This is a genomic window from Streptomyces sp. JH34 (genome assembly GCF_029428875.1).
Taxonomy (GTDB): Bacteria; Actinomycetota; Actinomycetes; order Streptomycetales; family Streptomycetaceae; genus Streptomyces.
Map to the genome: position 1 here is coordinate 2646117 of NZ_JAJSOO010000001.1, position 25883 is coordinate 2671999.

The window sequence follows — 25883 nt, forward strand, 5'->3', positions numbered from 1 at the left end:
CCCGCACCGTGGAGCGGTGCGGGGCATCTCGAAGTCGGTCGCTGGACCTCGCGGGGTCCTAGTACCAGTGGTTGGCCTGCCAGAACGACCAGGCGCCGCACGGGCTGCCGTAGCGGCCGTCCATGTAGCTGAGGCCCCACTTGATCTGGGTGGCCGGGTTGGTCTGCCAGTCGGCGCCGGCGGACGACATCTTGGAGCCGGGCAGCGCCTGCACGAGACCGTAGGCCCCGGACGACGGGTTGCTCGCCCGGTAGTTCCAGGTCGACTCGTGGTTCACGATGTTGCTGAAGCACTGGAACTGGTCGCCGGGGATCATCTGCCGGGCCATCGCCTGTACTTCGGCCACCGAGTAGGAGCCCTGTGCCGAGAAGGACGAGGCGTCGCGGACGGAGGACCGGCTCGCACGCTCGGCCTCCTTCTCCTTGGCCTCGCGCTCCGCCTCCAGCTTGTCCTCGGCCGCCTGCTTCTTGGACTTGGCGTCCTTGGCGGCCTGGATGCGGGCCGTCTCCTCGGCCGACTTCTTCGCCGCCGCGTCGGCCGCGGACGCCTGGGCGTCGGCCTGCTGCGTCAGCGAAGCGGTCTGGACCTGGGCCTGCTGGCCCGCGGGGATGTCTGCGAGCAGCGTGGTGTCGGCTGCGGCCGCCTCGAAGTTGTTGTCGTCGACAGCGGGAGTGCTGCCCGACGCAACGCCTACGACGGCGCCAACGGTGGTGACCGCGGTGGCAGATGCCACGGCGAACCCCCGGACCGAGATCCGGCTCACATGGTGTCCTTCCAGCATCGCCCGCTTAGGTGACCTCGCGGGCGCAATCGTGCCCCCTGACACTGGCCTCCCTACTGCTTGGGTCACGGGAGGCACGGGCCCGGTGGGCGCTCCCTCACGGGAGCGCCACGTGGTACTCGCGGGCGGCATACGGACGGCGATTGTTGAGTTGTGTGGTGCGTGGCGCCTCTGGAGGTGCCCAAGTGCCGTATGCGGGGCCTGACGGAAGCAAGACTCTGCCGGAAGGACACGGCGCGTTGCAATTCTGTGTTGCGTGTGAAAGCTCACACCCCGTTTGGCGCACAACTTTTTCGGAAATGACGGCGCAACACGATGCCGCCCGGCTAAGCTCCTTCGCTCGCCGGGCGGCATCTACGGGACGTTCAGGGTCAGATGTGGCCGTCCTCCAGCATTTCGGTCACCAGCGCGGCGATCTGCGAACGCTCGGACCGGGTGAGCGTGACGTGCGCGAAGAGCGGATGCCCCTTCAGCTTCTCGACCACGGCGACGACTCCGTCGTACCGGCCGACCCTGAGGTTGTCCCGCTGCGCCACGTCGTGGGTGAGCACCACCCGCGAATTCGCCCCGATGCGGGACAGGACGGTCAGCAGGACGTTCCGCTCCAGGGACTGCGCCTCGTCCACGATCACGAACGCGTCGTGGAGTGAACGGCCCCGGATGTGGGTGAGCGGCAGGACCTCCAGCATCCCGCGCCCGAGCACCTCTTCGATGACCTCGCGCCCGGCGACCGCCGACAGCGTGTCGAAGACGGCCTGCGCCCAGGGGCTCATCTTCTCGGCCTCGCTGCCGGGGAGATAGCCGAGCTCCTGTCCGCCGACCGCGTACAGCGGCCGGAAGACCATCACCTTCTTGTGCTGCCGGCGCTCCAGCACCGCCTCCAGGCCCGCGCAGAGCGCCAGGGCCGACTTGCCGGTGCCCGCCCGGCCGCCCATGGACACGATCCCGATGTCCTGGTCCAGGAGCAGATCGAGCGCGATGCGCTGCTCGGCGCTGCGGCCGTGGATCCCGAAGGCCTCCCGGTCGCCGCGGACGAGGCGTACGTTGCCCTCGGCCGTGACCCTGCCGAGCGCCTTGCCGCGCTCGGACTGGAGGACCAGCCCGGTGTGCACGGGGTACTCGGAGGCTTCGGGGACGTACAGGCTCTCCTCGCCGAACAGCAGGTCGACCTGGTCCGCGGCGAGGGTCAGTTCCGCCATCCCCGTCCAGCCGGAGTCGGTGACGGCGAGTTCGGCGCGGTACTCCTCGGCCAGGAGGCCGACCGAGGACGCCTTGATCCGGAGCGGCAGGTCCTTGGAGACGACGGTGACGTCGTACCCCTCGGCCTGCAGGTTGCGTGCGACCGCGAGGATCCGTGAGTCGTTGTCCCCCAACCGGTAGCCGGCGGGCAGGACGCCGGGATCGGAGTGGTTGAGTTCGACACGGAGCGACCCGCCCAGGTCCCCGAGCGGGATCGGGGCGTCCAGCCGGCCGTACCGGATCCGGAAGTCGTCCAGCAGGCGCAGGGCCTGCCGGGCGAAGTATCCGAGCTCGGGGTGGTGCCTTTTGGCCTCCAGCTCCGTGACCACGACGATCGGCAGCACGACTTCGTGCTCGTCGAACCGGGTCATGGCTTTGGGGTCGGCCAGCAGGACGCTGGTGTCGAGAACGTAGGTGCGCCTGTCGGGCATGCGGCGCTTGTTGCTGGTCACCACGGAAGGACGTACCCCCTCGGACGAGGTCGGGGAGTGCGACGGAGGTCGCGGAACTTCCCGAAGGGAGAGGACGGACCGGGTTCGGGCCCCGTGCGCGGGCCGAACACCGGCTCTGCGCGTCGGCCGCACGGTGTGCGGTCCTTCGTGTGCAAAGGGCCTCCCGGGCGAGCGGGCTGGGTGCCGCTCACTTGGCTGCGACATCCGCCTGGTTACTGACCGGACGTCGACCTGAGAGCTGTATTCCCTCGAACACGCGAAGCCATGCCCCGGCCTGCGACAAGGTGCGTCCGGGCGCCGCCGCCGTCCTCCGGCCGCAAGGCCGGTACGCGGTGCGCCCTCAGGCCCCGTAACGCCGGTGGCGCGCCGCGTAGTCACGCAGGGCGCGCAGGAAGTCGACCTTGCGGAAGGCCGGCCAGAAGACCTCGCAGAAGTAGTACTCCGAATGGGCGCTCTGCCAGAGCATGAAGCCCGACAGCCGCTGCTCCCCGCTCGTACGGATCACGAGGTCCGGGTCGGGCTGGCCGCGGGTGTAGAGGTGTTCGGAGATGAGGTCCGTGGAGACGACCTCGGCGAGCTCCTCGAAGGTGGTGCCGCGGGAGGAGTGTTCGAGGAGGAGGGAGCGGACCGCGTCCGCGATCTCCTGGCGTCCGCCGTAGCCGACGGCGACGTTGACGATTATCCCGTCGACCCCCGCCGTGGCCTCCTCCGCCTCCTTGAGGACGGTCTGGGTCCTGGACGGCAGGAGGTCGAGCGTGCCGACGTGGTGGACGCGCCACCGCCCGTCGGACGCCAGCTGGCGGACGGTGTTCTCGATGATGCCGAGCAGCGGGATGAGCTCCGCCTCGGGCCGGTCGAAGTTGTCCGTGGACAGCAGCCAGAGCGTGACGACCTCGACGTCGGTCTCGCTGCACCACCCGAGCAGCTCCGAGATCTTGTCCGCCCCGGCCTGGTGCCCCTGCACGGCCGAACCGCCGGACGCCTTCGCCCACCGCCGGTTGCCGTCGAGGATGACTCCGATGTGCTTGGGCACCTGGTCGTGATCCAGGCGGCCTCCCACCCGGCGTGCGTAGAGCCCGTACACCAGGTCGCGCAAGTTCACTGAGTTCACCCTCTCGGTTCCGTACGGGCCCTGGCCCGCGCTCCCCCTCGGCGGGGGTCCGGGGCCGCCCCCCGGGGGATCACCGTGCGGTCCGCACACCGCGCTCTCGCGCTGCGGACCGGCATGTCCCGAAGCGGCCACATTACTGCGGACGGGTCACGGGGGCCCAACCCGGCCTGTCACAAGTCCGTGATAAGGAGTGAAACGTGACTGATTCCCTCTCCTACCTCCCCGACGCGTCGCGCTACGACTCCATGGAGTACCGCCGTACCGGCCGCAGCGGGCTCAAACTGCCCGCCGTCTCGCTCGGCCTCTGGCACAACTTCGGCGACGACCGCGACCTGGGTTCCCAGCGGGCGATCCTGCGCCGCGCCTTCGACCTCGGTGTGACCCACTTCGACCTGGCCAACAACTACGGCCCGCCGCCCGGCTCCGCCGAACTGAACTTCGGCAAGATCTTCCACCAGGACTTCGCCCCGTACCGGGACGAGATCATCATCTCCACCAAGGCGGGGTACCGGATGCACCCCGGCCCGTACGGCGAGTGGGGATCCCGCAAGTACCTGCTGTCCTCGCTCGACGCCTCGCTGCGGCGGACGGGCCTCGACCACGTCGACATCTTCTACTCCCACCGCTTCGACCCCTCCACTCCGCTCGAGGAGACGATGGGCGCCCTCGCCTCCGCGGTGAGCCGGGGGAAGGCGCTGTACGCGGGCGTGTCCTCCTACAACGCGGAGCAGACCGCCGAGGCTGCCCGGATCCTCCGGGAGATGGGGGTGCCCGCCCTGATCCACCAGCCGTCCTACTCGATGGTGAACCGCTGGGTGGAGTCCGACGGGCTGCTCGACGCGCTGGAGACGGCCGGCATGGGCTGCATCTCCTTCGCGCCGCTCGCCCAGGGGCTGCTCACCGGCAAGTACCTGGCGGGCATCCCCGAGGGTTCACGCGCCAGTCAGGGCAAGTCCCTGGACCCGGATCTGCTGTCCGACGAGATGGTCCGCCGGCTGCGCGGGCTGAACGACATCGCACAGAGGCGTGGGCAGTCCCTCGCCCAGCTGGCGCTCAACTGGGTCCTGAGGGACAGCCGCATGACCTCGGCCCTCATCGGCGCGTCGAGTGTGAAGCAGCTGGAGGAGAACGTGGCCGCGCTCGCCGCGCCCGCGCTGACCGCCGCCGAGCTGAAGGAGATCGACACGTTCGCCGTGGACACCGCGAGCACCAACATCTGGGCCAACCGCAGCTGATTCCTGGCCTTCCCGGCTCCGAATTCCCCGGGTTTACCGGGTCGCGCACAGGAACACCACCGGCCCTGCACAAAGGCCACACACCCGGGAAGTCGTCCGGGCAAAAAACGGGCCGGTCCGTGGGGGGGGGTACGGACCGGCCCGAGGGGGGGTTTCCACCATAACCCTTCGTAAGTGCTGCTGCGTGCCACGCCACCGAATAATTACTCTCCGAATTCATCGGAATGCGCTGCGGGCACATTCCAAGCGCATGCGAAAGGCGCCGGGACGCAGTCTTCGAGGACGGATTCCGTCCTATTGCCGTCCTACATTCGGCCCATGACGACACGCACCCACAAGACCGCCGTGAGCTGGTCCCGGGCGAACGCCCGGCGGCTGGACAGGCAGTTCCCCGCCGGAAGCGCCCCGTCCGCCCGTCGCACCGCCCACGGCGTGACGGGGGCCGTCGCCGCGATGCTCGGGGCACACGCGCAGGTTCTGTCCGCCGCCGAACTCTCGGTCGGGCTCCGCTCCCCGGGGACGACACGCACGGATGTGCGGACTGCTCTGTGGACCGACCGGACCCTCGTCAAGACGTTCGGCCCGCGCGGCACCGTGCATCTGCTGCCCGCCGAGGACCTACCGATGTGGACCGGAGCCCTGTCGGCCGTGCCGACGGGCAGCAGCCCCTTCTCCAAGGACGCGCGGATGACGCCGGCCCAGGTCGAGGTGGTCGTGGCCGCCGTCGCCGACGCCCTGGAGGATGCCGAGCTCACGATCGACGAGCTCTCCGACGAGGTGATCGGCCGTACCGGACCCTGGGCGGGTGACCCCGTGATGCCCGCGTTCCAGGGAATGTGGCCCCGCTGGCGCCAGGTGCTGCACCTGGCGGGCCACCGCGGGGCCCTGTCCTACGCGCCGAACCGGGGCCGGAAGGCCACGTACACGAACCCCGGGACCGTCCCGATGCCCGAGCGGGAGGCGACGGCCGCGCTCGTACGCCGCTATCTGCTGGCGTACGGTCCCGCCACCCCGGCCCACTTCGCGCGGTGGCTCGCGGCACCGCGCGGCTGGGCCGGCCGGCTCTTCGGGGAACAGGCCGGGGCCGGCGAGATCGAGGAGGTGGCCTTCGAGGACCGCGGGGCGGCGTGGGTGGTGGCGGGCGACACCCGGTTCCCGGCAGAGGCGCCGCGCGGGGTGCGGCTGCTCCCCTACTTCGACGCGTTCACCATCGCCTCCCAGCCGCGCGAGCGCCTCTTCCCCGGCGCTGCGTACGAGCGCGCGCTGGCCGGCGGCCAGGCGGGCAACTTCCCGGTGCTGCTGGTGGACGGCGAGGTCGCCGGGGTGTGGCACCAGCGGCGCTCGGGCCGGCGGATCACGGTGACCGTGGAGCCGCTGAGCCCGCTGGACGCCGGGCGGACGCGGGCACTGGGGGAACAGGTGGAGAGGCTGGGCGAGGTGATGGAGGGCACCCCGGAGCTCGTGGTGGGGAAGGTGACGGTGGGCGGCCACGCGTAGCAGGGGCTCGCCGGGCTCGGCGGACTCAGGGGCCCGGCGGGCCCAGCGCGGCCCAGGGAGCTCAGCGGGCCCAGCGGACTCAGCGGACTCGGTGGGCTCAGCGGGCGAGGAAGCGGATCGCCACGGTGTCGCCTCCGACGACCGCGAAGTCGCCGTTCTCGCACCGGATCACCGCCTCGCGCACCTCGCCGTGCTCGTCACGCCGTTCCTGTGTGCCGGTGACCGTCCAGGCACCGCCGTACGGAGGGGGCGGCAGCCGGCTCAGTTGCTCGAACTGCCACTGGCCCGCGGGCACGCACCAGTCGGGCAGGCCGGGCCAGGCTCCGGAGGTGATGCTCAGCGTGTGGTCGGAGGCGCAGGTCAGCAGGACCGACTGCCCTCCTTCCAGGACGAATTCGACGGCCTCCGGTTCCCCTGCGCGCCCTTCGGGCCGGTAGAACAGGCCGAGGACGGCGGTGATCCGCGCGCCCGTGAGCCAGTCGGCCTTCCCGTGGCGCAGACGGCCGGCCGGCGGGCTGATCTCTCCGCCCGGCATTTCCCTTCCCACCGACATGACCTGCTCCTTCGTTGTGCGCTCAACCACCAGAATCGCACTACTCATGGGTAGGACGGAGGAGCAGGGGATGCCGTTGCATCGGCAGCCTGTGAAGGCGCCCTCAGCGTACGGTCGTTGGCGCCCTAGCCGGTTTCCGCGCCTCGATCAGGAAGCGGGCGCTGTGCGCGACGAAAGGCCCGTCCTCCTCGATCTGGCGATGGAGGGATCGCAGTTGGGGAAGGTAGGCACCGACGGTGAAACCCGGCACCATCCAGATGACCTTGCGAAGGAAGTAGACGACGGATCCGATGTCGAGGAACTCGACGCGCAGCCGCTCGGCGCGCAGGTCCGTCACCTCCAGCCCGGCGGCCTCCGCGTCCTCCCGTGCGCGCCGCGGGTCACGGGCACCGCGCTCCTCGGCGGAGCGGGGGCCGAGGAAGTACTCGACGAGCTCGAACACGCTCTCCGGGCCGACCTGCTGGGAGAAGTACGTGCCTCCGGGGGCGAGCACCCGGGCGATCTCGTCCCACCAGGCCCTCACCGGATGGCGGCTGACGACCAGGTCGAAGGCGTCGTCGGCGAAGGGCAGCGGCGGCTCGTCGGAGTCCGCGACGACGACGGCACCGCGGGGACGGAGCAGCGCGGCGGCGCGGGCCGTGTTGGGCGGCCAGGACTCCGTGGCCACCGTGAGCGGCGGCAGCACGGGGGCGGAGGCGAGCACCTCCCCTCCCCCGGTCTGGATGTCGAGCGCGGCCCCGGCCAGCGCCATCCGGCCCGCCATGGCGCGCGCGTACCCCCACGAGGGGCGCTGCTCGGTGGCCCGTCCGTCGAGCCAGGAGAAGTCCCAGCCGTCGACGGAGACGGCGTCCGCCTCCGCCACGAGGGCGTCGAAGCGCGCGTCGGAGGCGGAGGAGCCGAGAGGTGCGGATGATCCGGTCACACGGGCAGGGTGTCAGCCCGGCACGGCCCGGCGCGATCCCATATTCCGTATGTCCGTGCGCCGGGTGAGGCTCAGGAGGCGATGCCCCCGGACAACAGGCCGATCAGCGCTCCGGCGACCATGAACGGGCCGAACGGGATACCGGTCCTGCGCCCCGCGCGCCGGGCCAGCATCAGACCCGCCCCGTACAGGGCGCCGAACAGGAATCCCGCGAAGCCTCCCGCGAAGAGCACCGCCCAGCCGTACCAGCCGAGCGCCACGCCCAGCGCGAGGGCGAGCTTCACGTCGCCGAAGCCCATGCCGTTCGGGTTGATCAGGAAGAGGACGAAGTAGAAGCCTCCGAGTGCCACCCCGCCGAGGAGTGCGGAGGTCCAGGAGCCGCCGTGTCCGGGCAGCAGGGCGGCTCCGCCCAGAAGCACCGCCGCCGCGCCGGCGAGGGGCAGGGTCAGCGCGTCGGGGAGCCGGTGGACGCGGCGGTCGATGACTGCGAGGAGCACGGCGACGGGCGCCAGGAGCACCCAGACGACGGCCTCGGGGCGGGCCCCTGCCGCGGCCGCGAGGGCGACGCAGGCGAGCAGGGTGACCACCGGGGCGGCGGCGGAGGGGGCGTAGCGGCCCTGCCCGGCGGGCACCGGGGCCTGGGGGGCGGCGGCTGCCGGGAGCGAGGGGACGGCCACGGCGCACGCCGCGCATCTGGCGGGACCGAGCCAGCCACGGGCGGGCCCGGTGAGCGCGTGCCCGGCCGGGCAGGCGTCCCGCCAGGGCTCCTCGGGCTCGACGGAGAAGCGGTACGCGGCGCGCGGGAGCAGCAGTCCGGCGGCGGCGCCCCAGAGCGCGGCGACCGCAATCAGTGTGGCGTCCACGATCCGACCCTAATCCGGCCCGCACGGCGGGGTCTTGGGTCCTGGGGCCCACTGCGGCCCGTTCGGGACCCACGCGCGGGCGGGGAGGGCTACGGTCGGCTCCCATGGGGAAATGGCGTGACGGCAGCGGGACACTGACGGTCGGTTCGGCCTCCGAGGTACGGGAGGTGCCCCTGCGCATAGCCGCCTCCTACCGGGCGCGGGCGCGGGGGCTGCTCGGTGCGGACGGCGTCGAAGGCGCCCTGCTGATCACACCGTGCGGGAGCGTGCACACGTTCCGGATGCGGTTCACCATCGATGTGGCGTACCTGGACCGCGGGTTCAACGTCCTGGCGGTCCGCACGATGAAGCCCGGCCGGCTCGGCCGGCCCAGGTTCCGCGCCCGTCATGTGGTGGAGTCGGAAGCCGGGGCGATGGAGGGGTGGGGACTGCGGCCCGGGACGAGGGTCCGGGTCTCGGTTCCGGTCACGGAGGTTTCGCCGCCTGTGCGGTGACGCGTGCGGCCGGGGCCTCGGGCGTCGTCGACGTCAGGAAGCCGGCGCGGCTCCGGCGCGTGGGTCCGTAGGCCCGTGGGCCCGTGGGCCCAACTCACGGCGGCCCCGGCCCCAGCAGCGTCCACGCCCCGTACGCGGCGGAGCCGAGGGCCAGCGCCGCGACGACGGCCCCGGTGCGGAGCGTCGTGCGCAGCCGTGCCAGGGCGACGGCCGGGGGCAGGAGCAGGGGGAACGCGGGCATCATCAGGCGCGGCCGGGAGCCGAAGTAGCCGGAGCCGATGAGCGAGACGACGACGACCGCGATTCCGTACACGAGCACGGGGAGCGGCTGCCGCTGCCGTACGCACAGGAATACCAGCCACCCCAGGAGACCCAGCGCGGCGCAGAGCCCGAGAGCGGCGGGGAGCGGCAGCCCGGCAATGAACGCGGCGAGCGCCCGGCCCCCGTCGATGCTGTTGCCCCACTGCGCCTGGACGTCGAAGTACGCGAACGGGCCGCCCTCGCGGACGGCGACGAACACCACGTAGGCCAGCCATCCCAGCGGTGCCAGGCACACCCCCAGCAGCATGCGGGCGTTCCGCCGGAGCAGACCCCGCCGTCCGCCCGACCGCCACTCCCGCACGAGGACGGCGGCGGCGGTGAGGGCGAGCGCCGCGATGAGCGCGGCCGCCGAGGGGCGCGTCAGTCCGGCGAGCACGCACAGCGCGCCCGCGGCGATCCAGCGATTCCGGAGCACCGCGTACAGCGACCAGGCGGCGAGGGCGGTGAACAGGGTCTCGGTGTACGCCATCGACTGCACGAACGCCGTCGGGTACGCGCCCCACAGTGCGGCCAGCACGATCCCGGTCCGCGCTCCGTGCAGCCGCGCGCCGACGGCGAAGATCCCCCAGGCCGCGACGAGCCCGGCCAGCCAGGCGACGGCGATGCCGGCGCCCTGGACGGTGAACGGGGTGACGGCGGCGAGGCCGCGCTCCAGGGCAGGGAGGAGGGGGAAGAAGGCCAGGTCGGGGTGGACGCCACCGTCGGGGAGCGTGACGGTGTGGCCGTAGCCGTGCTCGGCGATCCGCTGGTACCAGACGGAGTCCCAGCGGCCTCCCAGCAGATGCAGGGCGTCCTTCCCGGCGGCCGACGCCGACACCTGGAGGACGAGAAGCCCGAGGGCCCTGACCGCCGCGTAGGCCCCGAGGGCGGGGGCGGCGGCGGTGAGCAGAGCCATGGCACGGTGCCGATTGCCGCGGGTTCCGGGCGACTCCGGGCGGCAGCGCGTGAGCTGATCAGGCATACGGGCGATTATGGCCCTGCCTGCGCCCGGCTCACCGCACGGGTCCCGGCGGGGGCCCCCTCCTGCCCTCAGGACCTCGCTGTGCGGATCCGGCCGGGTGCCGAGCCCGCGGTCGGCCAGCGGAGCGACGGTTGGATCAGCTTCAGCTGCATCGACGTGCCGCACCGGTTCAGGTCCTGGGCGCCGTCGAGACCCATGGTCACGGGGTCAGCTGCTGCGCCGTGGGCACGTGGGGCCACCTTCCGGTTGCGGCCCGGCCCGGCGCCGTGGGGGTACGCCGGGACGGGCGTCGATCACCTGCGGCGCTGACGCTAATGTCCCGGCGGCCCCGCGTCTTGGGCCCAGGGACCCAACCCGGGGCTCAGTCCTCCCGGCCGGTTCCGGGGGCGCGCCCCACCCGGGCCCTCAGCGCTCGGCCGTGCCGTGGGCCGGCGCTCGCGGAGGTCCGCCGCGGACCCGGACGCGAGGCGGCGGATCCTCTTCGTCCTGCCGTGCCCGGCGAGCAGCTCCAGGAGATGACGGCGGGCGCCCGCACCGCCCCTCACCACCCGCAGCTGCAACCAGCCGGACCACGTCCCGACGGCTTCGGCGCCCTTTCCCGGGGCGGTCTCCTCCTCGGGCACCTTCTTCCGCGACCGACGACGCACAACCTCAGGACGAGACACGTCATCGACGCTGACCGCGCGAAGCGGGGCCCCTGGTCACGTCTGTCCGACGTGCACCGCCCCCGCGTTCACCGGGCGGCCGCATCGGATCCGCGGGTCCTGCACGTCCCCGGCCGGGCGGCGAACGGGCGGAGTTGGGCCCGTATTTGGGGCCGGGGGCCCAGGTCAGGCACGGGTTCCCGGTCATACATTCGCCCCGAGGGACAACAGGGTGTGTCGGGGAGAGGTGAACCGTGAGCGGTGGCAGCGACTGGGGAAGCAGGGTCCCGGGCCCGGTACCAACGGGCGGCCACGGCAGCGGCGGGGGCGGCTGGTTCTTCCCCCTGAGCCTCAGCTGGGCGGCCGGCGCCCTCGTCTACGTCGTCGCCGGGTTCCTGATGACTCGCGCGCTCGTCGAGACCCTCGCCACCGACGAACGGCTCGAACTCTATGGCTGGCGACTGGCGTTGCTGCACCTGCCCGCCGTGCTCGTGACCGTGCTGACGGTCCTGGCAGCCGCCCGGGTACTTCCCGCCCGCCACCGCGACTCACGCCCGCTGCATCTCCTCGGCTCGCTCGCCGTGCCCGTCGCCGGACTCGCGTACGGCTATGCCGTCGCCTGGGACGTCGTGGGGACCGAGGGCCTCATGATGCCGGCGGTCGCCATGGTCACCGGCTCCGCCGTGGGGCTGGCCCTGGACCGGCTCCTCGATGACCGGGACGACGGGCCCTCGTCCTCGTCCTCGTCCCGACGCTCCTACGACTGGCGCGACGGCGGCGCCACGGCGACCGAGTACCTCGGCGTCATCGTCCTGGTCGTCGCACTGATCGGCGCGCTCGCCCTGGCCGGACTCGGGGGACGGATCGGGGAGGGCATCCGCTGTGCCATCACCTCGCTCACCGGGGGCAGCGGCGGCTGCACGACGGGCGGTGACGGCACCGCCGGGCCGAAGACCGACGCCGACTACGAACCGAAGCTCTGCCAGATATCGAACGTCTCGGACACGGCGGGCGGCAAGGTCAAGATCGGCTGGTTCGAATGGGGCGAGGAGTACGGCTTCCAGCAGAAGGTCGCCCAGGCCAACACCGATGTGAACGGGGACGGGAAGGTCGACGAGAACGACAAGCTCGTCTACATGACGTTCACCGACGCCGCCTCCGCGGGCGTCAACGCCAGCACGCCCGGCGTCAAACTCGGCAGCCTCGGCAAGGCGGACGTCGACATCGGCGGCGGCATCAAGATCACCAATGGTGACACCTGGGTGTTCAGGAGCGAGGCGGACGCCCAGAAGATGAGGGACGACATCGAGGAGATGAAGATGTGGGAGACCTCGATGAAGCACAGCGGCGGCTACGGCGGCGGCTGGTACTCCGGCATGAAGTGGGCGGACAAGAAGGAGGACATCGAGAAGAAGATCGGCGACAAGAAGATCTCCTACTCGACCATCGGGCTGAACGTCTACGCGGACGGGGGCCTCTCCCTGAAACCGGGCGACGAGAACAAGCTCAGCGCCAAGCTCGGCGGCAAGGCCAAGTTCTCGCCGGACGTCACGATCACCAAGGACGACGTCAACGGCAACGAGTCGTACACCTACACCGCCAAGCTCGAGATCGAGGGCAAGGTGGGCGGCAACGCGGGCCCGCTCGGCGGCACCGCCGGCGCGAAGGACACCCGCACCGGGGCCCTCACCGTCACCCGGGACCAGAAGACCGGGAAGATCGTCCGGATCGACATGACGAAGACGGTGGAGAAGACCTCGACGTCCGACAAAGGTGAGGCCGGCGGGGACAACGGCAAGAAGGACAAGGACAAGCGGGGCGGCAAGGGCAGCGTGACGGACTCCTCCGGGGACACGGGCATCGAGGTCGAGACGAACTCGATCGTGTTCGGGAAGGAGACCGACCAGGCCACGGAGGACAAGCGCGCCCTCGCCGAGCAGTGGCTGGACGGCTCCGGCGACAACACCGCCCCGTTCGAGTACATGTTCGGCGACCGGTCCCTGCAGAAGAAGCCCGCGGGGACCGACCCCTTCGAGCAGCTGATGTTCCAGGACGGCCTGTCCAGCACGATGCAGTACCACGGCGAGACGGACGCCCAGGAGTTCGGCTTCGAGGTCTCCCTGGGTATGAGTCTCGGGTTCTCGGTCTCCGACGAGCACAAGGAGGAGACACTGACGGACGCGCGGTTCCTCGGAGCTCCGCAGGGCGACAAGCGCACCTACCTCCCGTACAGCTACTGCGCGCAGTGACCACCCACGCGAAGAGGCGATGACGTTGACGAAGTCCAGGACGACCGGCACGGCCGTCGCCGCCCTCGGTCTGACGCTGCTCAGCGGCTGCGGCGGCCCGGAGGCCGCCGCGGTCCCGGACGGCTGGGGCACGCTCGACACGAAGAGCGTGTCCGTCGGCTACCCCGAGGACCAGGGGTACGCGCCGCAGCCCGCCGCCGAGCGCAGCAAGGCCAACGCGGCCGTCGCGCTCAAGGAGGACAAGGGTGTGCGCACCGGAATGGTCTCGGTCCAGCTGCACTTCGCCACGGGCGTCGGCGACGCCGGTGAGGCGGCCGCAGCCGCGGGCGCCGGGATCGGGCTCGGAGCCACCCGCGAGGACACCCGGGACGTGCGGCTCGCGGGTGCGGAGAGCGCCCGCGAAGCACGCAGGATCGACTACGAGTTCACCTCGAGCGGCGAGGAGTCGACCCCGGCCGGGGGGACGCGGATGACGGGCGTCGTGGTGGCCGGTGTCGACTCGAAGGACGTACCGTTCGCCATCCGGATCAACGCGGTGAAGGGTGCGCTCAGCCCTGCGGACCTCGACTCGTTCGTCGCGTCGATCACCGTCAAGTGACCCTCAGCGGAGCCTTGTCCATGGATGTACTGCCCGGTGGCACGGCCACCTTCCTGCTGCTCTTCGGCGTGTTCCTCGGCGTGTTCGCGATCCGCTCCTGCCTGCGTCTGTACCGCGTGCTGCGGCTGGTCCGGCGCGGCGAGCGCGCCGAGGGCAGGTGCTCGGACCGGCGCGTGGAGGAACGCGGGACAGGGACGGAGAACCGTTACCGCACGGAGTACGTCTTCGCCTTCCGCACCCCGGACGGCCGGGAGGTGGAGTTCACCGATCACGCCCCGGGCCCGTTCGGCTTCGAGGTCGGGGCCCCCGTGCGCGTCTCCTACGACCCGGCGGCCCCGGACCTCAGGGCCACGGTCGCGGGACCGGGGGCCTGGGGCCCGCTGCTGATGCCGGCGGTGTTCGCCGCGGTACTGGGTCTGTTCTCACTGGGACTGCTGGGCGCGTTCGCGGTGACGGTGGGCTGAGGGAGCGGGCCGACAGGCCGGTCCGTCAGAGCTTCGCACGGTCGAAGGGCACGGTGAGCGGCTCCAGCGCGCCGGTGGCCCGGAGCTCCTCGTTGACGCCGATGACGGTCTCCGTGGACGGTGCTCGCGTACCGCCCCGGGTCAGGTCGATGACCAGCCCGCCGTTCGCGACCGGGGTGTACGCGCCCGGGAGCCCCTCGGGGGCGAGTGCGGCCCGTCGCTCGGAGAGGAAGACCGCCCTGCCGCAGCGGGGATCGGAGTTCTCCAGGCCGAAGTGGCCGGCCACCGCCCTGTACAGCGCCCTGTCGTACACCTGCCCCGCGTCGATGTCCCACGCCTCGCCGATGACCGCCAGGATCTCCGGTGTGCGGCGGATGACGTCCGCGTCCTCGTCCACCGTGCGCGAGCGGAAGGAGACCGAGACGGAGCGGGTGACGTACGGGGACGAGCCACCTGCCCGGACGGCCGAGGTCACCTTCGCCGCCTCCTGGTTGTGCGCCCACAGGGATGCCCCGTAGCCCACCACGTCGAGGTCAGGGCCGGTGTTCTCCCGGACGACGTAGTCGGCCAGAGCGGGGACGGAGGGCATCAGCAGAGGGTCGGACGGGATGCCGTCCCCCGCTTCGTGCCATTCGTGGAACGTCCCGCCGTCGATGTCCCGGAGCCGCGCCAGGGTGTCGTACCACCGCTGGGCGATCGCCTGCGGGTCCTCTTCCCTGGCGCCCCAGAATCCGTTGACGACGACGTTCAGCACGATGCTCTCCTCGGCCTTCTCGACAGCTCCGGCGCGCGCTCCTGCCGGCCCTTCACCCCGTCACATCGTCAGGCGTGTTGATCACCTTAACGTCGATGCCCCGGTCCTCGAAGAGCTCCCGCGCGGCCTCGGCTACGTCCGGATCGGACAGGTGCCACTCGACGGGCTTGCCGCGCGCCGCGTCCACCTGCCGGGTGGCCTGGTCCGCCCAGCGCTGCTGGACCTTGGGGGTGAGCTCCCCGGTCCCGGCGTCGTAGAAGTCCTTGCCCCGGTAGCCGTACTTCGCCTCCAGATAGGTGCCCCTCGCGGCGTCCCAGCCGTCGAAGTCGACCGGCTTCCCGGTGAGCTTGTCGAGTGGGACCTGGTACTCCTTGCCGCGGGTCACCTTGGAGATCTGCTCCTGGTAGCGGGCGCCCATCTCGGTCGGGTAGTTCCAGACGCCGGGCTTGATCTTCGTCCAGGCGCCCGTGCCGCCGTCCTTCGATCCCGCCCGCGGATTCCTGAGGTCCTTGTACCACGCCGGCTTCGGCTGGTTCCTGGCCCGCTCCAGCTCCTTCTTCCGCTTGGCCTCGGCAGCCGCCTTCTTGGCCTCGTCGGCCTGCTGCTGCGCCTCTTCGGCGGCTTCCTTCTTCTCTGGGTCGACCTCGTCGCACTGCTGGGTAAGGAACCCGACGGGCACGGAGGCCCGCACCGCGGCCATGGTGGCGGTGCCCGTGCCTCCGCCGCCTCCTGTGGCGTACGGAACCCGCGGGAGACCGCCCAGTCCGACGGTGCAGCCGGTCAGGCCCGCCTCGTCCGCCGCGTCGTCGGCGTGCTTCTGCGCCTCGGCGGCCGCCTTCTCGGCACCGTCCACGTCGCCGGCCTTGGCGGCCTTCTTGGCCTTCGCCGCGGCTTCGGAGGCCTTCTGGGCCACCTCGCCCAGCTTGCCCAGCTTTCCCAGTTTGCCGAGCTTCCCCAGCTTTCCCACGAGCTTGGCTTCGCCGTAGCCGGGGATGAAGAGGGAGCCGATGTTCCAGAGGCCGGTGCCGATCGCCTGGCCCTCGTTCCCGTCCTTCCACAGGTCCCGGACCTCGTCGCCGATGAAGACGTCGTCGAGCACCTTCACACCGGTGCCGCCGCCGGCCTTGGTCCAGTCCCAGACAGCGCCGAGGTAGTCGCCGTCGGACCACTTGTCACCGGCGCCCGCCGAGTCCTGGGACCACTTGTCGCCGAGGCTCTTGCCGTAGTCCATCAGGCCGTTCCACGCCTTGACGGGGTGGAGGACGGTGTCGAACGTGCCGGTGACGTCTCCCCACAGGCCGTTGGCGAACACCCCGGTGAAGAACCCGCCGGTCTGATGCGCGGCGCAGGAGAAGAACGCGCCCACCCCCGAGGTGCAGCTCTCTCCGGGCTTCTCCTCGTCGTCGGTGACGCCGTTCCCCGGACCGCCGCCGTCCGCCCCTTCCGAGGCGTCCACGTCGTCACCGCCGTCACCGACGGGCACAACGGCGTCGGCGTCGCCGCCGGATCCGCCGGTGCCGCCATCCGTCGCACCCCCGGTGGCGCCATCCGTGGCACCGCCGGTCGTGCCGCCCTCGGCTCCCCCGGTCGCGCCGCCCTGGGTGCCGCCGGTCGTGCCGCCGTGGGTGCCACCTTCCGCTCCCCCGGTCGCGCCCCCGCGGGTGCCACTCGAAGCGGCTCCCCCGGTGCCTCCAGCCGCGCCGTCTGCCCCGGCAGTGCCGGAATCCCCGGTTCCTGGGTCGGGCTTCTCGCCGGAATCGGGCCCGTCGCCCGCGGCCACTTCTTCGCCCCCAGGTGCCGGGCAGGCGCTGCCGGTCACTTCACAGATGGCGCTGCGCAGCCCTCCACTGATCTGACCGCCGATACCGGTCATCAGGAGCGCACCCACGAGCGCGCCGACGATCAGGATGAGACCCAGGTACTCCACCGCGGACTGGCCACCGTCCCGGCGCCATCTGATCAGCCGCGCGACGCTGAACGGCCGGTGCTCCATCCGCTGCGCGGCCGGCAGGTCGAACCAGTCACGCGAACTGCGCCGCAGCAGCAGGACCAGGGTGACGACCGGGATCACCAGCTGCGGTACGCCCCGCGCTCCGTCGTCGCCACCCAGCGTCGCCAGCGCACCGAGCACGAACCACCCGTGTACGGCGACGAGTCCACGCCAGATCCAGGTGTCCCCGGATCGCACGTACAGCGAGAGGGCGAACCCGGCCGTACCCGGCAGCGCCGCGTACAGCAGGAGCCCGAGCAGCTCACCGTCGATGGCGTCGAGCGACGACGCCTGGAGGAGTACGCCGATGCCTCCGACGACCGTGAACACGAACAAGGTCCGCACAAGGAGCAGCACCACCTGCAACGTCCGTGGCAGCGGGGCCCTGCCAGTCGGAGCCGGCACCCCACCGAAGTCCCCCGACGCCGCGAATCCCCCTGCACCAGACATCCCGGCCCCCAACCAGACGCTGTGAGGCGAAAGTTCACCCGCCCGGGCCATCGGACCACAAGGGAGAGGCGGCAGGCATGGGCCCCAGGGCCCAAAAACGCAGGTTATCCACAGGCTTGTGCAGCTCACGCCCCGATCGTGGATCGTTGGCGCATGAGCTGGATCAACGCATGGACCCCGCCTGATGCCAGGGAGACCCGCCCCTGCCGCCGTGACCGTGAGCTGCGGGAGCTGGCCGCCCTGGCGATCGGCGGCATCCTCCTCATCTCGACGGCCTTGGCTGCCGACTGGCCGCCGCGGCTGCTGAACAGACGCCTGCACAAGGGCGGCTGGCAGCGGGTACACCAGGGCGCCTGGGCGGCCCCGGGCCGACTGGTGGACTGGCTGACCCATGCCTGGGTCGCGCAGAAGCTGCAGCCGCACCTGGTCTGCAGCCACCGGACGGCCGCCGCGCTCCACTTGGTGGAGCTGCTGGGCCGCCCGCGCCCGGAGGCGGAGTTCACCGACCCCCGCCCCGGCGTGTACCAGCGCCCCGGCGTCCGCGTGCACCAGATGGCCCTCGGCCCCGCCGACCGGACGGTGCGCCGTGGCCTGTGCACGACCGCTCCGGCGCGCACGGTCGGGGACCTCATACGGTGCCTCCCGCGCGACGAGGCAGTCACAGCCGCGGACTCCGCGCTCAGCACCCGTACGGTCCGAGGAGTTCGCCGGCCCGCGCTGCTCGACACGGCCACCCTGCGGACGGAGCTGACCGCCCGCCGCGCGGGCTCCACCCGTGCCCGTGCCTGGCTGCCCCTCCTCGACCCCCGTTCCGGCTCGCCCGCCGAAACCATCGCGCGCCTCCGCCTGCACGACGCGGGCCTGCGCCCTGTCGCTCAGGCGGCTCTGCGCACCGCGTCGGGCCGCTCGCTCCGCCCCGACTTCCTCTTCCGCGCCCAGGGACTGGTGGTCGAGGTGGAGGGGTATGCCTTCCACTGGACCCGCGAGGCGCATGCCTTGGACCTCCACCGCTTCAACGAACTGCAGAGCTGCCCGGAGGTCCGCCGCATCCTGCGCTTCACCGCCACCGAGGTCTTCCGCCACCCGGACCGCTTCGTCGCCGAGGTCCGCGCCGCCTTGGACGGGCTGGAGAGCGACTTCCCCAGGGAATCCGGCACTTCTTCTTCAGCCGCCTGTGGCGTTTCGTCCGAACCAGCTCTCTTTCCACCTACTGCGGCAGCACGACCCAGGATCTGACACCCGTGTGCGGTGGCTGGGCACCGGCGAGCCCCCACTGCCGCCCCAGTCGTCGACGACGGCCGCCAGCAACCAGAGCGCCCGGCGGCGGCGAAGCTCGCAGCCAGCGAGGGCGTCCGGGTCGGCGTGGCGGGGGTGCTGGTCCCAGAGGACCAGGCGGAGGGCGCCGTCACGTTGACGTAGAGAGAGGTAGAGGTCCCGGCCGGGGGTGAGTGCGGCGTTGACGGCGATCAGTTCGGTGACGGCGTGGGTGACCGGCCAGGCATGGGAGCGGAACCCGTACGTGGGCAGGGCGGCGGTGGCCAGCTCGCGCATCTGTGTGAGGCATCGGAGCGCGAGAACGTCGAGCTGCGGGTCGTCCCGGTGGACCGCGGAGCCTTCCCTGGCGCAGGGCACGCCCTTCTCTACGCGCACGGGTGGTGCCTCAGCTGGACACGGTGCAGCTGGATTCCGCGCACGGCCCGGAGTTCATGCACGCGGAGGCGCAGCTCACCAAGTACCGAGCCCATCTGGACTGGATGGAGGAGGCGGCGTTGGGCGCCGCTGAGTCAAGGGACTTCATCCACGTCGTCGCACGTCAACTTTGAGGAGTCTCACGATGGCCGAGATCAACTGGGAAGAGCCCTACTGCGGCGAGGGAAACAACTGTTTCCGGCTGGGGACGGACACCGAGGGCAATGCGTTCATCGCCGTCCTCGGACAGGAGGATCGTCACCTCACCGACAGCCGCGAAGCCCTCCAGCAGATGATCAGGGACATCAAGGCCGGCAAGGCCGATCACCTGCTGTAGGCGGGCTCCGTGTCCGTACGGCTCTCGGCCGGGTGCCTGCGACGGCTCAGGAGGTGCCAGGCGCCCAGGCCCAGGACCAGTACGGTTCCGACGCCGATTCCGGTGAATCCGAGCGCCCGCATGGGGAAGGACGTACCGCTGGTCGAGCCGTCCGCGTCTCCGAGGCCGAAGCCTGCCGCTGCCGCGTCCCCGTCGTACGCCGGCCCCTGCTGTGCCGTTCCCTCGATGCCGACGTCCAGCGTCAGGGGGACGCTGCCGGACACCTTGGGGTCGAGGCTCACCTGGACGTAGTACCAGCCCTGGAACCGCATCGCCGATTCCGCGTCGGTGTCACCCTCGAACCGGTTCGCGTAGGCGGCCGGGGCCGTGCCGAGATCGACCCCGGTGGGGGCACCCGTATAGCCCGTGCTCTTGTCGGCGACGCGGCCACGGGCCGTGTTGTACAGGGCGAGGCGCAGCCCGTTGGCGGTGAAGGACGATCCGTCGGAGGTGGTGTTGGCCAGCTGGGCGCGGAGGAAGAGCTGCTGGCCCCAGGCGACCGGCACCCTGTAGAAGCGGCTCTCGCCCGGCCTGATGTCGTCCCTCCAGGCGCCGTCGTCCACGGCTGCCGCGTCGTTGAAGCCCGTGCCACCGCTCACCTTCTGCGGGGTTCCGCCCTCTCCGGGTGACGGAGCCTTCGAGCTCCAGCCGGTCGGCGCCTCGGGCTCGGCGGCACCGGGCTTGAGGCCGGGTTCCGACATGTACCTCAGCTCGATCGGCCACTTGGACGTCCCACCGGTCTTCGACCCCGCCCAGGCCACGGTGTAGAAGTAGTCCCCGGCCTCCTGGCAGGGAACGCTGCTGTCGCCGATACGGCGCGAAGCGTAGGCCGCGATCGGCCGGGCGGTTTCGCCCCCGAAGTAGACGGCCGGGCTGGAACCGCACGACCTGTTGTCGGTCGAGACCAGGGAGACCTGGATGCCGTCGAGGATGGCGCTCTCGCTACCGGGGGGCGGGGCGAGGACCGTGGAAACGAAGGCGCTGGACGTGTCGTCGAGCCGCACGCGGTAGTACTTCTTCTCGCCCGGGGAGATGGTGTCCGAGTAGACCTTCGCGCGCTCCAGCTGGGGGCCGTCGGCGCTCGACGCGGTGCCGGTGACGGGCACGGCTCCGTCGGCGAGCCGGTACGAGGGGACGGCGCCTCCTGGGGCGTCGTCCGAGCGCGGGTGCGCTGCCGCGACTGTCGGCAGCAGCAGTACGCAGAGCGCTGCCGCCACCCCGGCGGCAGCACCGCCTCGGGGCCTCGACACCATTCGCTCCTACCCTCCGACAAACGGGAAACCATTCGTGGAGGGCTCGGCCAACGGCCTGTGGCCAAGGTGCCGAACCCCCCGGGACTACGTGCTGACTCTACGAGCCGTTGGTGCGCGGGAAGGAGACTTCCACACGCCGGTTCTTCTTACGACCCTCTTCGTTGTCGTTACTGGCGATCGGGTACTGCTCCCCGTAACCGCGGATCTCGAAGGTGACGCTCGGCAGCTTGGTGGCGAGCACGCCCTGGACGGCGTTCGCACGCTGCTTGGACAGGACGTCACCGTGAGCGGACGATCCGAGGTTGTCCGTGAAGCCGAACACACGCACCCTCGGGGCGTTCTGTGTCTGGATCTCGGTGGCGATCGCGTTGATGCGGGCCGTGGCCTCGCCGCTGAGCTTGGCGCTGTCCTTGCCGAAGAGGACTTCGGCCTGCAGGGCGAAGGTGATGTCGGCGTTGGTGTCCTCGCGGCGCTCCTCGCCGCCCATGTCCTCGACGATGGACTTGATGTCGAGTACGCGGACGTCACCGAGGGTCGCACCGTCACCGAGCATGAGACCGGGCGAGTTGGCGTCGACCTCCACGGGGGGCGAGGCGCTCGGGACAGCGGTGGGGTTCTCGTCCGCCGAGGCCGACGTGGCACCCCACAGGGTCGAGGTGCCGAGCACGACGGCAGCGGCGGCGCAGAGACCGATGCGGCATCGGAGTGCGCCTCGCGGGATGACCGGTGTGGGGGTGGGTGGCTGCATTACGTTCGTCACCCCGAGATCTTGATCGTCGCGGTGGGCATGGTGGGGATCTGGAAGTCGACCTCGGTGGTGCTCTGAGGCGGGGCGGGGAACTGAGCGAAGAACGGCGCCTCCGCTCCCGGCGTCAACCCTTCGAACTTGGTGCACAGGCAGCGGCCGTCGGTGTCCCTGAGGATCAGGTACCGCTTCTTGCCCTGCTGGTCCACGAGTGTCGCCCCTGCCATGGACGCGCCATTGTTCACCAGTTCCTGCTCGATCCCCTGCCAGCCGACCGCCGCCCAGATCTGCTTCGACCCGTTCTTGACCCGGCCCTTCACGGTGACGAAACCACCGGCTTCGCGCTTGACCGAGCTGATGACTGCCTCGACGCCGTCCTTGCCCTTGATCGAGGCCAGCACCTGACCCTCGTCGTCCTCAGCAGGTGCAGGTGTCTCACTATCCTGATTGGACGCCGAAGGCGCAGACCCCTCAGGCTTGCCTTCTGGTTCGTCCGACCCCCCGTCGCCCCCACAAGCCGTCAGTACGACAGCCATGGCTACGGAGGCGGCAGCGACGGCGGCCCCCCTGAAGCGAATCCGGGTCATGGCTGCACGCATCGGCGTGTTCCTCTCGGTGACGTTCACTTAGTTGTCGGCCAGGTGGACGGAGAAAAGGTCTGCCAGATCGGGCAGCAGGTCAAGGTTTTTCGGGTCGATACGGAAGTCGTCGACATCGTCGCAGACAACTTTGTACGCCTTCTGTTCCTCGGCCTCTTCCGTGTCGCCGTCGTCGTCATCGGCGGGGAGGCTGGGCGCGGGACGTGTGTCTTCTTCGATGCGGCAGCGTGGCTCGATGACGGCGCGTGCGGTCGCAGAGGCTTTCGTCGTCTTCGTGCTGGCGATCACCGAGCTTCCGACCGTCTTGTTCGTCTCGACCGTGACCGTGTACGACGCCTCGGGCGAGAGAGCCCCGTAGCACGTCAATTGACGGGCGTCATTCTGCGACGCGAGCGATTCACCGGCGGAGCACGATCCGCTTCCGATTTCCTGGCCACTCAGCAGGTCGTCCCATTCGCCGAAATCGAACACCCCCGGCCAGCTCCACTCGTCGCGCGCGTCCTGCGCCGCTGCCAGGGCGGCAGCGTCGGCGGCCGTCTGTGCCTCGTTCCTCTTCATCGAAGCCTGCCCGACAGCAAAGTAAGCGAACGCGAGGAAGAGCAGGCCCGCCACCACCATGATGTAGATGGGGAAGGCCTGCCCTGCCTCACGAGTCCTTCTGACGATCAGCCTGCGCCCGTGATCTTGTTGATCTGCGTGGTGATGGCCGTCGCGATCGTGGTTCCGAAGTTCGTCGTCATGAGCACCCCGATGATCGCCACGACCACCACGATGATGCCCAGGTACTCCACCGCGCCCTGGCCCCGGTCCGCCCGGGCCTTCATGCGCTCGACGGACGTGTTCGCCCAGACCTTGGCGTTGACGGAAGCCTTCAGCATCAGCTTGCTCATGGTGTTCCCCTCCGGTTGCGGACGGCCGGATGCCGGCCGGCGTGTACGTCTGTGCGGTGGCGCTCGCGTTACCGGCTTCCTCCTGGCCGGTGCCGCTCGCGACATGAGAAACGTACGGCTGGACACCCCGTCCGCCGCAGGGCCCCAGGGCCCAAAACCGGGCCCAAAGCGGACGTTGGGCCCTTTGCCGCGCGTGCGTACCCGCGCCGGGGCTCCTCCCCCGTTCAGCCATGGCTGCCTGTCCCCCTCGTTCCAGGTCCCGAGCCCGGCGCCGTGCCGAGCCAGCGGGCGATCGCCTCGCTGCGGCTGGTGCTGTGCAGCTTGGTGAAGATCCTGTTGATGTGGTTCTTGACGGTCTTTTCGCTGATGAAGCAGGTGGCGGCGATCTGCTGGTTGCTCAGGCCCGAGGAGATGAGCTCCATGACCTCCGCCTCCCTCGAACTCAGTTCGTACTGCCGCCTGTTGGGCGCCTGAGGCCCGTTGGATTCCGTACCGGACGAAGACTGTCCCACAAAAGGTTGCAGTTGCGAAAGGTTTTGTGGATTTTCGGCCGGATGCGGCGGACGCAGCGGATGCGCAGAACGCGGCGCAGGGGCCCGCACGCGGTGGGAGGCGCTGCCCGGGGGCTGGGTCTGTGAGCCGGGCCCGCCGTGGGGGGCGTCGGCGCTCAGGGCTGTTCCCAGCCCGTCCGGGAGCGACCTCGGCTGCTGGTTCGGCCCTTGCCGCATATGGGCGAGAAGCGCGCTCGCCGCCGTGGCGGTGAAGGGTGCGCGGCCGCTCTTCGTATCGCGTACGGACTGCACGAGTTCGTCTGCCGTGAACTCGCCGTGGACCAGGTAGCCGCCCGCGCCCATGCGCAGTGCCTCGTGCACGATGTCGCTCTCGCGGCTGTACGTCAGCATCATCACGGGTGCAACCTGCACCAGGTGAGGCAGGGCGGAGAGACCGTCCACCCCGGGCATCCGTACGTCGAGCAGGATGACGTCCGGCCGGTGGTGTACGGCGGCTTCATAGGCCTCGCGCCCGTCCGCCGCCTCGGCCACGACCTCGATGTCGGCCCGGCCGCTGAGCAGCACGCCGAGTCCCGCCCGGACCACGGGGTTGTCGTCCGCGACGACGACGCGCAGGGACCCGGGGGCCGGACGGTCGGGGGCGTCGGGGAAGGCGGGCAGCGGCTGTGCCGCCGTGGGCGGTGGTGCGGTGGCCGGGAATGCGGGGGAGCTGAGTTCACTGCTGAGCGGGGAGCCGTGCGAGGACGTGTGCGGGGAGGCGTGGTTCTGTGCGGCCCGGTCCTGGCCAGATGTGCGGGAGACGTCGTCCGGCATTCTGCGACCTCCTCTCAGGTGTCATGGGGACGAGGGTGCGATAGCGGTATTGGGGCAGGGGTCGTGCGGGTGCGGTCAAGGGCTGGAAGCCGGATCCGCCGCAGGGGCGACGGCAGTCGCTGACGCGGCAGTCGCAGCCCGGGCCGGTGCCAGGGCCGCGGTCGGGAGTTCGACGCGGACCTCGGTGCCCTTGGCCGCCTTGCCCTTGCCGATCCGGATGCGGGCGCCGATGGAGGCCGCGCGTTCGACCATGCCGACGAGCCCGAAGTGGCCGGCCCGCCTCAGGTCGTCGAGGGTGGTGCCCGCGGGCAGGCCCTGCCCGTCGTCGTACACGCTGACGCGCAGGACGTCGCCCTTGATACCGGCGAGGACGACGAGGTAGGTGGGGTGGGCGTGCCGGTCGGCGTTCTCCATCGCTTCGGAGGCGACGGTGAGGAGTTGCCGGGCGACGACCTGGGGGACCGGGGGTACGGGTGTGTCGCCGAGGGTGCGGAAGACGGTGTTCAATCCGCGTCTCCGGGTGAAGTCCTGCGTCCTGGAACGGAGTTCGGCAATGAGGTCCACCCCGCCGTCGAGGCCGGACTCGCGCCGCAGGTCGGAGAGGAGTTCCCGTGATTCGGCGGCGGCCCGTCGGGCGGACCTGGCGACCAGTTCCGCCTGGTGCCGGAGGGTGAGCGGGTCCGTCCGCCCGGAGGAGTGGGCCAGTCCGTCGGCGGCGAGGGCCAGGCCGTGCAGGGTCTTGGCCACGGAGTCGTGCATCTCGCGTGCCAGTCGTGCGCGTTCGTCCTCGACGGCGACGCTGACGGCGAGGCGGGCCCGGGTCTCGGTCAGTGCCTGGCTGGCCGCTCCGACGCGGAGCATCAGGTTGCGCAGCGTGACGCCCACCGCGCCGGCGAGGACGCAGAAGCCCGGGAGCAGCAGGGCGTTGGCCAGCCCTCCCCGGAACTGCTGGTCGGCGCCGTAGGCGGCGGCCAGGATGAGGACTTCGAGTACGGCGAAGACTCCGGCGGCCCGCCAGCCGTAGAGCAGTCCGGCGAGCAGCGGAGTGCAGACGACGGCGTAGCCGAGGGTCGAGTCGGGTGTGGCGGTGAACAGGAGCAGGGCGCCGAACACGGTGTCGGCACCCAGCAGGAGCGGCGAGCGTACGAGGAGTGGTCCGAAGCGCTCCCAGTCGCGGTAGAGGGCGTACGAACCGACGAAGGTCACCAGGACGGCGGAGGCGACCAGCCAGCTGGCGAGGCCGGGGGCGGTGTTGTCGAGGGCCTGCGGGGTGCCGATGGCGATCATGGCCAGGCGGAAGAGGAACACCTGGCGGGCCAGCGCCGAGAGGGCGTTGACCTGGATGGACACGGTGGGCGCCGGGCCGGCGGGAGTGGACAGCGCGGCGTGCCGCGCGTCCTCGGCGCCCGGGTGCAGGGAGATCGTCAT

25 protein-coding genes and 1 pseudogene are annotated in these 25883 nt (G+C 71.0%); 9 read left to right on the forward strand and 17 right to left on the reverse strand.

Annotated features, from left to right (window positions below; all coding sequences use genetic code 11):
• Positions 1 to 58: 58 nt before the first annotated feature.
• From LWJ43_RS11425 to LWJ43_RS11435, 3 genes are all read right to left on the reverse strand, one after another.
• Positions 59 to 763 carry an aggregation-promoting factor C-terminal-like domain-containing protein gene (locus LWJ43_RS11425; protein ID WP_277332173.1) on the reverse strand — a complete coding sequence of 235 codons (705 nt, stop codon included), beginning with the start codon at positions 761 to 763 and terminating at the stop codon, positions 59 to 61.
• Between the two features lie 389 nt (positions 764 to 1152).
• Complete coding sequence (locus LWJ43_RS11430) at positions 1153 to 2475, reverse strand: PhoH family protein (RefSeq protein WP_277332174.1); 1323 nt, start codon at positions 2473 to 2475, stop codon at positions 1153 to 1155.
• A 337-nt stretch (positions 2476 to 2812) separates the two neighbouring features.
• Entirely contained in the window at positions 2813 to 3574 is a 762-nt protein-coding gene (locus tag LWJ43_RS11435) for an isoprenyl transferase (RefSeq protein WP_277335863.1), read from the reverse strand.
• A gap of 206 nt (positions 3575 to 3780) precedes the next feature.
• Between LWJ43_RS11435 and mgrA the strand changes: the two genes are divergently transcribed.
• A complete protein-coding gene (mgrA, locus tag LWJ43_RS11440; protein WP_277332175.1) occupies positions 3781 to 4818 on the forward strand; it encodes an L-glyceraldehyde 3-phosphate reductase in 1038 nt (345 codons plus the stop codon).
• Between the two features lie 318 nt (positions 4819 to 5136).
• Positions 5137 to 6315 carry a winged helix DNA-binding domain-containing protein gene (locus LWJ43_RS11445; protein ID WP_277332176.1) on the forward strand — a complete coding sequence of 393 codons (1179 nt, stop codon included), beginning with the start codon at positions 5137 to 5139 and terminating at the stop codon, positions 6313 to 6315.
• Between the two features lie 97 nt (positions 6316 to 6412).
• On the opposite strand, the gene LWJ43_RS11450 is transcribed toward LWJ43_RS11445, so the two are convergent.
• The 3 genes from LWJ43_RS11450 to LWJ43_RS11460 form a co-directional block, all read right to left on the reverse strand.
• Positions 6413 to 6868, reverse strand: coding sequence for a hypothetical protein (locus tag LWJ43_RS11450; protein ID WP_277332177.1), 456 nt, complete (start codon positions 6866 to 6868; stop codon positions 6413 to 6415).
• A 103-nt stretch (positions 6869 to 6971) separates the two neighbouring features.
• Positions 6972 to 7790 carry a class I SAM-dependent methyltransferase gene (locus tag LWJ43_RS11455; protein WP_277332178.1) on the reverse strand — a complete coding sequence of 273 codons (819 nt, stop codon included), beginning with the start codon at positions 7788 to 7790 and terminating at the stop codon, positions 6972 to 6974.
• Between the two features lie 71 nt (positions 7791 to 7861).
• Positions 7862 to 8653 (reverse strand): prepilin peptidase, encoded by a 792-nt coding sequence (locus LWJ43_RS11460; RefSeq protein WP_277332179.1) that lies wholly within the window; start codon positions 8651 to 8653, stop codon positions 7862 to 7864.
• Positions 8654 to 8757: 104 nt separating this feature from the next.
• Here LWJ43_RS11460 and LWJ43_RS11465 point away from each other — a divergent pair, with 104 nt between their 5' ends.
• Positions 8758 to 9147 (forward strand): DUF192 domain-containing protein, encoded by a 390-nt coding sequence (locus LWJ43_RS11465; protein ID WP_277332180.1) that lies wholly within the window; start codon positions 8758 to 8760, stop codon positions 9145 to 9147.
• A 94-nt stretch (positions 9148 to 9241) separates the two neighbouring features.
• Here LWJ43_RS11465 and LWJ43_RS11470 read toward each other — a convergent pair whose 3' ends face one another.
• A complete protein-coding gene (locus tag LWJ43_RS11470) occupies positions 9242 to 10429 on the reverse strand; it encodes a hypothetical protein (protein WP_277332181.1) in 1188 nt (395 codons plus the stop codon).
• Positions 10430 to 11327: 898 nt separating this feature from the next.
• On the opposite strand from LWJ43_RS11470, the gene LWJ43_RS11475 reads away from it, so the two are divergent.
• Genes LWJ43_RS11475 through LWJ43_RS11485 form a run of 3 tightly spaced genes read left to right on the forward strand, consistent with a single transcriptional unit; the run spans position 11328 to position 14384 of the window.
• On the forward strand, positions 11328 to 13322 hold the full coding sequence (locus LWJ43_RS11475) for a hypothetical protein (protein ID WP_277332182.1): 1995 nt from the start codon (positions 11328 to 11330) through the stop codon (positions 13320 to 13322).
• A 19-nt stretch (positions 13323 to 13341) separates the two neighbouring features.
• Positions 13342 to 13920 carry a hypothetical protein gene (locus LWJ43_RS11480; protein WP_277332183.1) on the forward strand — a complete coding sequence of 193 codons (579 nt, stop codon included), beginning with the start codon at positions 13342 to 13344 and terminating at the stop codon, positions 13918 to 13920.
• A gap of 20 nt (positions 13921 to 13940) precedes the next feature.
• Positions 13941 to 14384 (forward strand): DUF3592 domain-containing protein, encoded by a 444-nt coding sequence (locus LWJ43_RS11485; RefSeq protein ID WP_277332184.1) that lies wholly within the window; start codon positions 13941 to 13943, stop codon positions 14382 to 14384.
• A 25-nt stretch (positions 14385 to 14409) separates the two neighbouring features.
• Here LWJ43_RS11485 and LWJ43_RS11490 read toward each other — a convergent pair whose 3' ends face one another.
• On the reverse strand, positions 14410 to 15138 hold the full coding sequence (locus LWJ43_RS11490) for an Imm52 family immunity protein (RefSeq protein ID WP_277332185.1): 729 nt from the start codon (positions 15136 to 15138) through the stop codon (positions 14410 to 14412).
• A 52-nt stretch (positions 15139 to 15190) separates the two neighbouring features.
• A complete protein-coding gene (locus LWJ43_RS11495) occupies positions 15191 to 17488 on the reverse strand; it encodes a Tox-REase-5 domain-containing protein (protein WP_277332186.1) in 2298 nt (765 codons plus the stop codon).
• Positions 17489 to 17731: 243 nt separating this feature from the next.
• On the opposite strand from LWJ43_RS11495, the gene LWJ43_RS11500 reads away from it, so the two are divergent.
• The gene (locus LWJ43_RS11500) at positions 17732 to 18814 is read left to right on the forward strand and encodes a hypothetical protein (protein WP_277332187.1); all 1083 of its coding nucleotides are present in this window, start codon (positions 17732 to 17734) and stop codon (positions 18812 to 18814) included.
• Here the strand turns inward: LWJ43_RS11500 and LWJ43_RS11505 are convergent.
• Positions 18743 to 19228, reverse strand: coding sequence for a hypothetical protein (locus LWJ43_RS11505; RefSeq protein ID WP_277336069.1), 486 nt, complete (start codon positions 19226 to 19228; stop codon positions 18743 to 18745). The two genes, LWJ43_RS11500 and LWJ43_RS11505, sit on opposite strands and share 72 nt — an antisense overlap.
• Between LWJ43_RS11505 and LWJ43_RS11510 the strand changes: the two are divergent.
• Both LWJ43_RS11510 and LWJ43_RS11515 read left to right on the forward strand, forming a co-directional pair.
• Positions 19118 to 19401, forward strand: a pseudogene (locus LWJ43_RS11510) (Scr1 family TA system antitoxin-like transcriptional regulator); the annotation flags it as partial. The gene LWJ43_RS11505 and the pseudogene LWJ43_RS11510 sit on opposite strands and share 111 nt — an antisense overlap.
• 11 nt (positions 19402 to 19412) lie before the next feature.
• Complete coding sequence (locus LWJ43_RS11515; protein WP_277332188.1) at positions 19413 to 19604, forward strand: hypothetical protein; 192 nt, start codon at positions 19413 to 19415, stop codon at positions 19602 to 19604.
• Here the strand turns inward: LWJ43_RS11515 and LWJ43_RS11520 are convergent.
• The 7 genes from LWJ43_RS11520 to LWJ43_RS11550 form a co-directional block, all read right to left on the reverse strand.
• Entirely contained in the window at positions 19592 to 20896 is a 1305-nt protein-coding gene (locus LWJ43_RS11520) for a hypothetical protein (protein WP_277332189.1), read from the reverse strand. The genes LWJ43_RS11515 and LWJ43_RS11520 overlap by 13 nt on opposite strands.
• Positions 20897 to 20993: 97 nt before the next feature.
• Positions 20994 to 21644, reverse strand: coding sequence for an OmpA family protein (locus LWJ43_RS11525; protein WP_277335864.1), 651 nt, complete (start codon positions 21642 to 21644; stop codon positions 20994 to 20996).
• 8 nt (positions 21645 to 21652) lie between these two features.
• Positions 21653 to 22042 carry a hypothetical protein gene (locus LWJ43_RS11530; RefSeq protein ID WP_277332190.1) on the reverse strand — a complete coding sequence of 130 codons (390 nt, stop codon included), beginning with the start codon at positions 22040 to 22042 and terminating at the stop codon, positions 21653 to 21655.
• 225 nt (positions 22043 to 22267) lie between these two features.
• Complete coding sequence (locus LWJ43_RS11535) at positions 22268 to 22909, reverse strand: pilus assembly protein TadG-related protein (protein WP_346772009.1); 642 nt, start codon at positions 22907 to 22909, stop codon at positions 22268 to 22270.
• Positions 22906 to 23130 (reverse strand): hypothetical protein, encoded by a 225-nt coding sequence (locus tag LWJ43_RS11540; RefSeq protein WP_277332191.1) that lies wholly within the window; start codon positions 23128 to 23130, stop codon positions 22906 to 22908. The genes LWJ43_RS11535 and LWJ43_RS11540 overlap by 4 nt, the downstream gene beginning before the upstream one ends.
• Before the next feature lie 224 nt (positions 23131 to 23354).
• The gene (locus LWJ43_RS11545; protein WP_277332192.1) at positions 23355 to 24455 is read right to left on the reverse strand and encodes a response regulator transcription factor; all 1101 of its coding nucleotides are present in this window, start codon (positions 24453 to 24455) and stop codon (positions 23355 to 23357) included.
• 75 nt (positions 24456 to 24530) lie between these two features.
• On the reverse strand, positions 24531 to 25883 hold the full coding sequence (locus tag LWJ43_RS11550) for a sensor histidine kinase (protein ID WP_277332193.1): 1353 nt from the start codon (positions 25881 to 25883) through the stop codon (positions 24531 to 24533).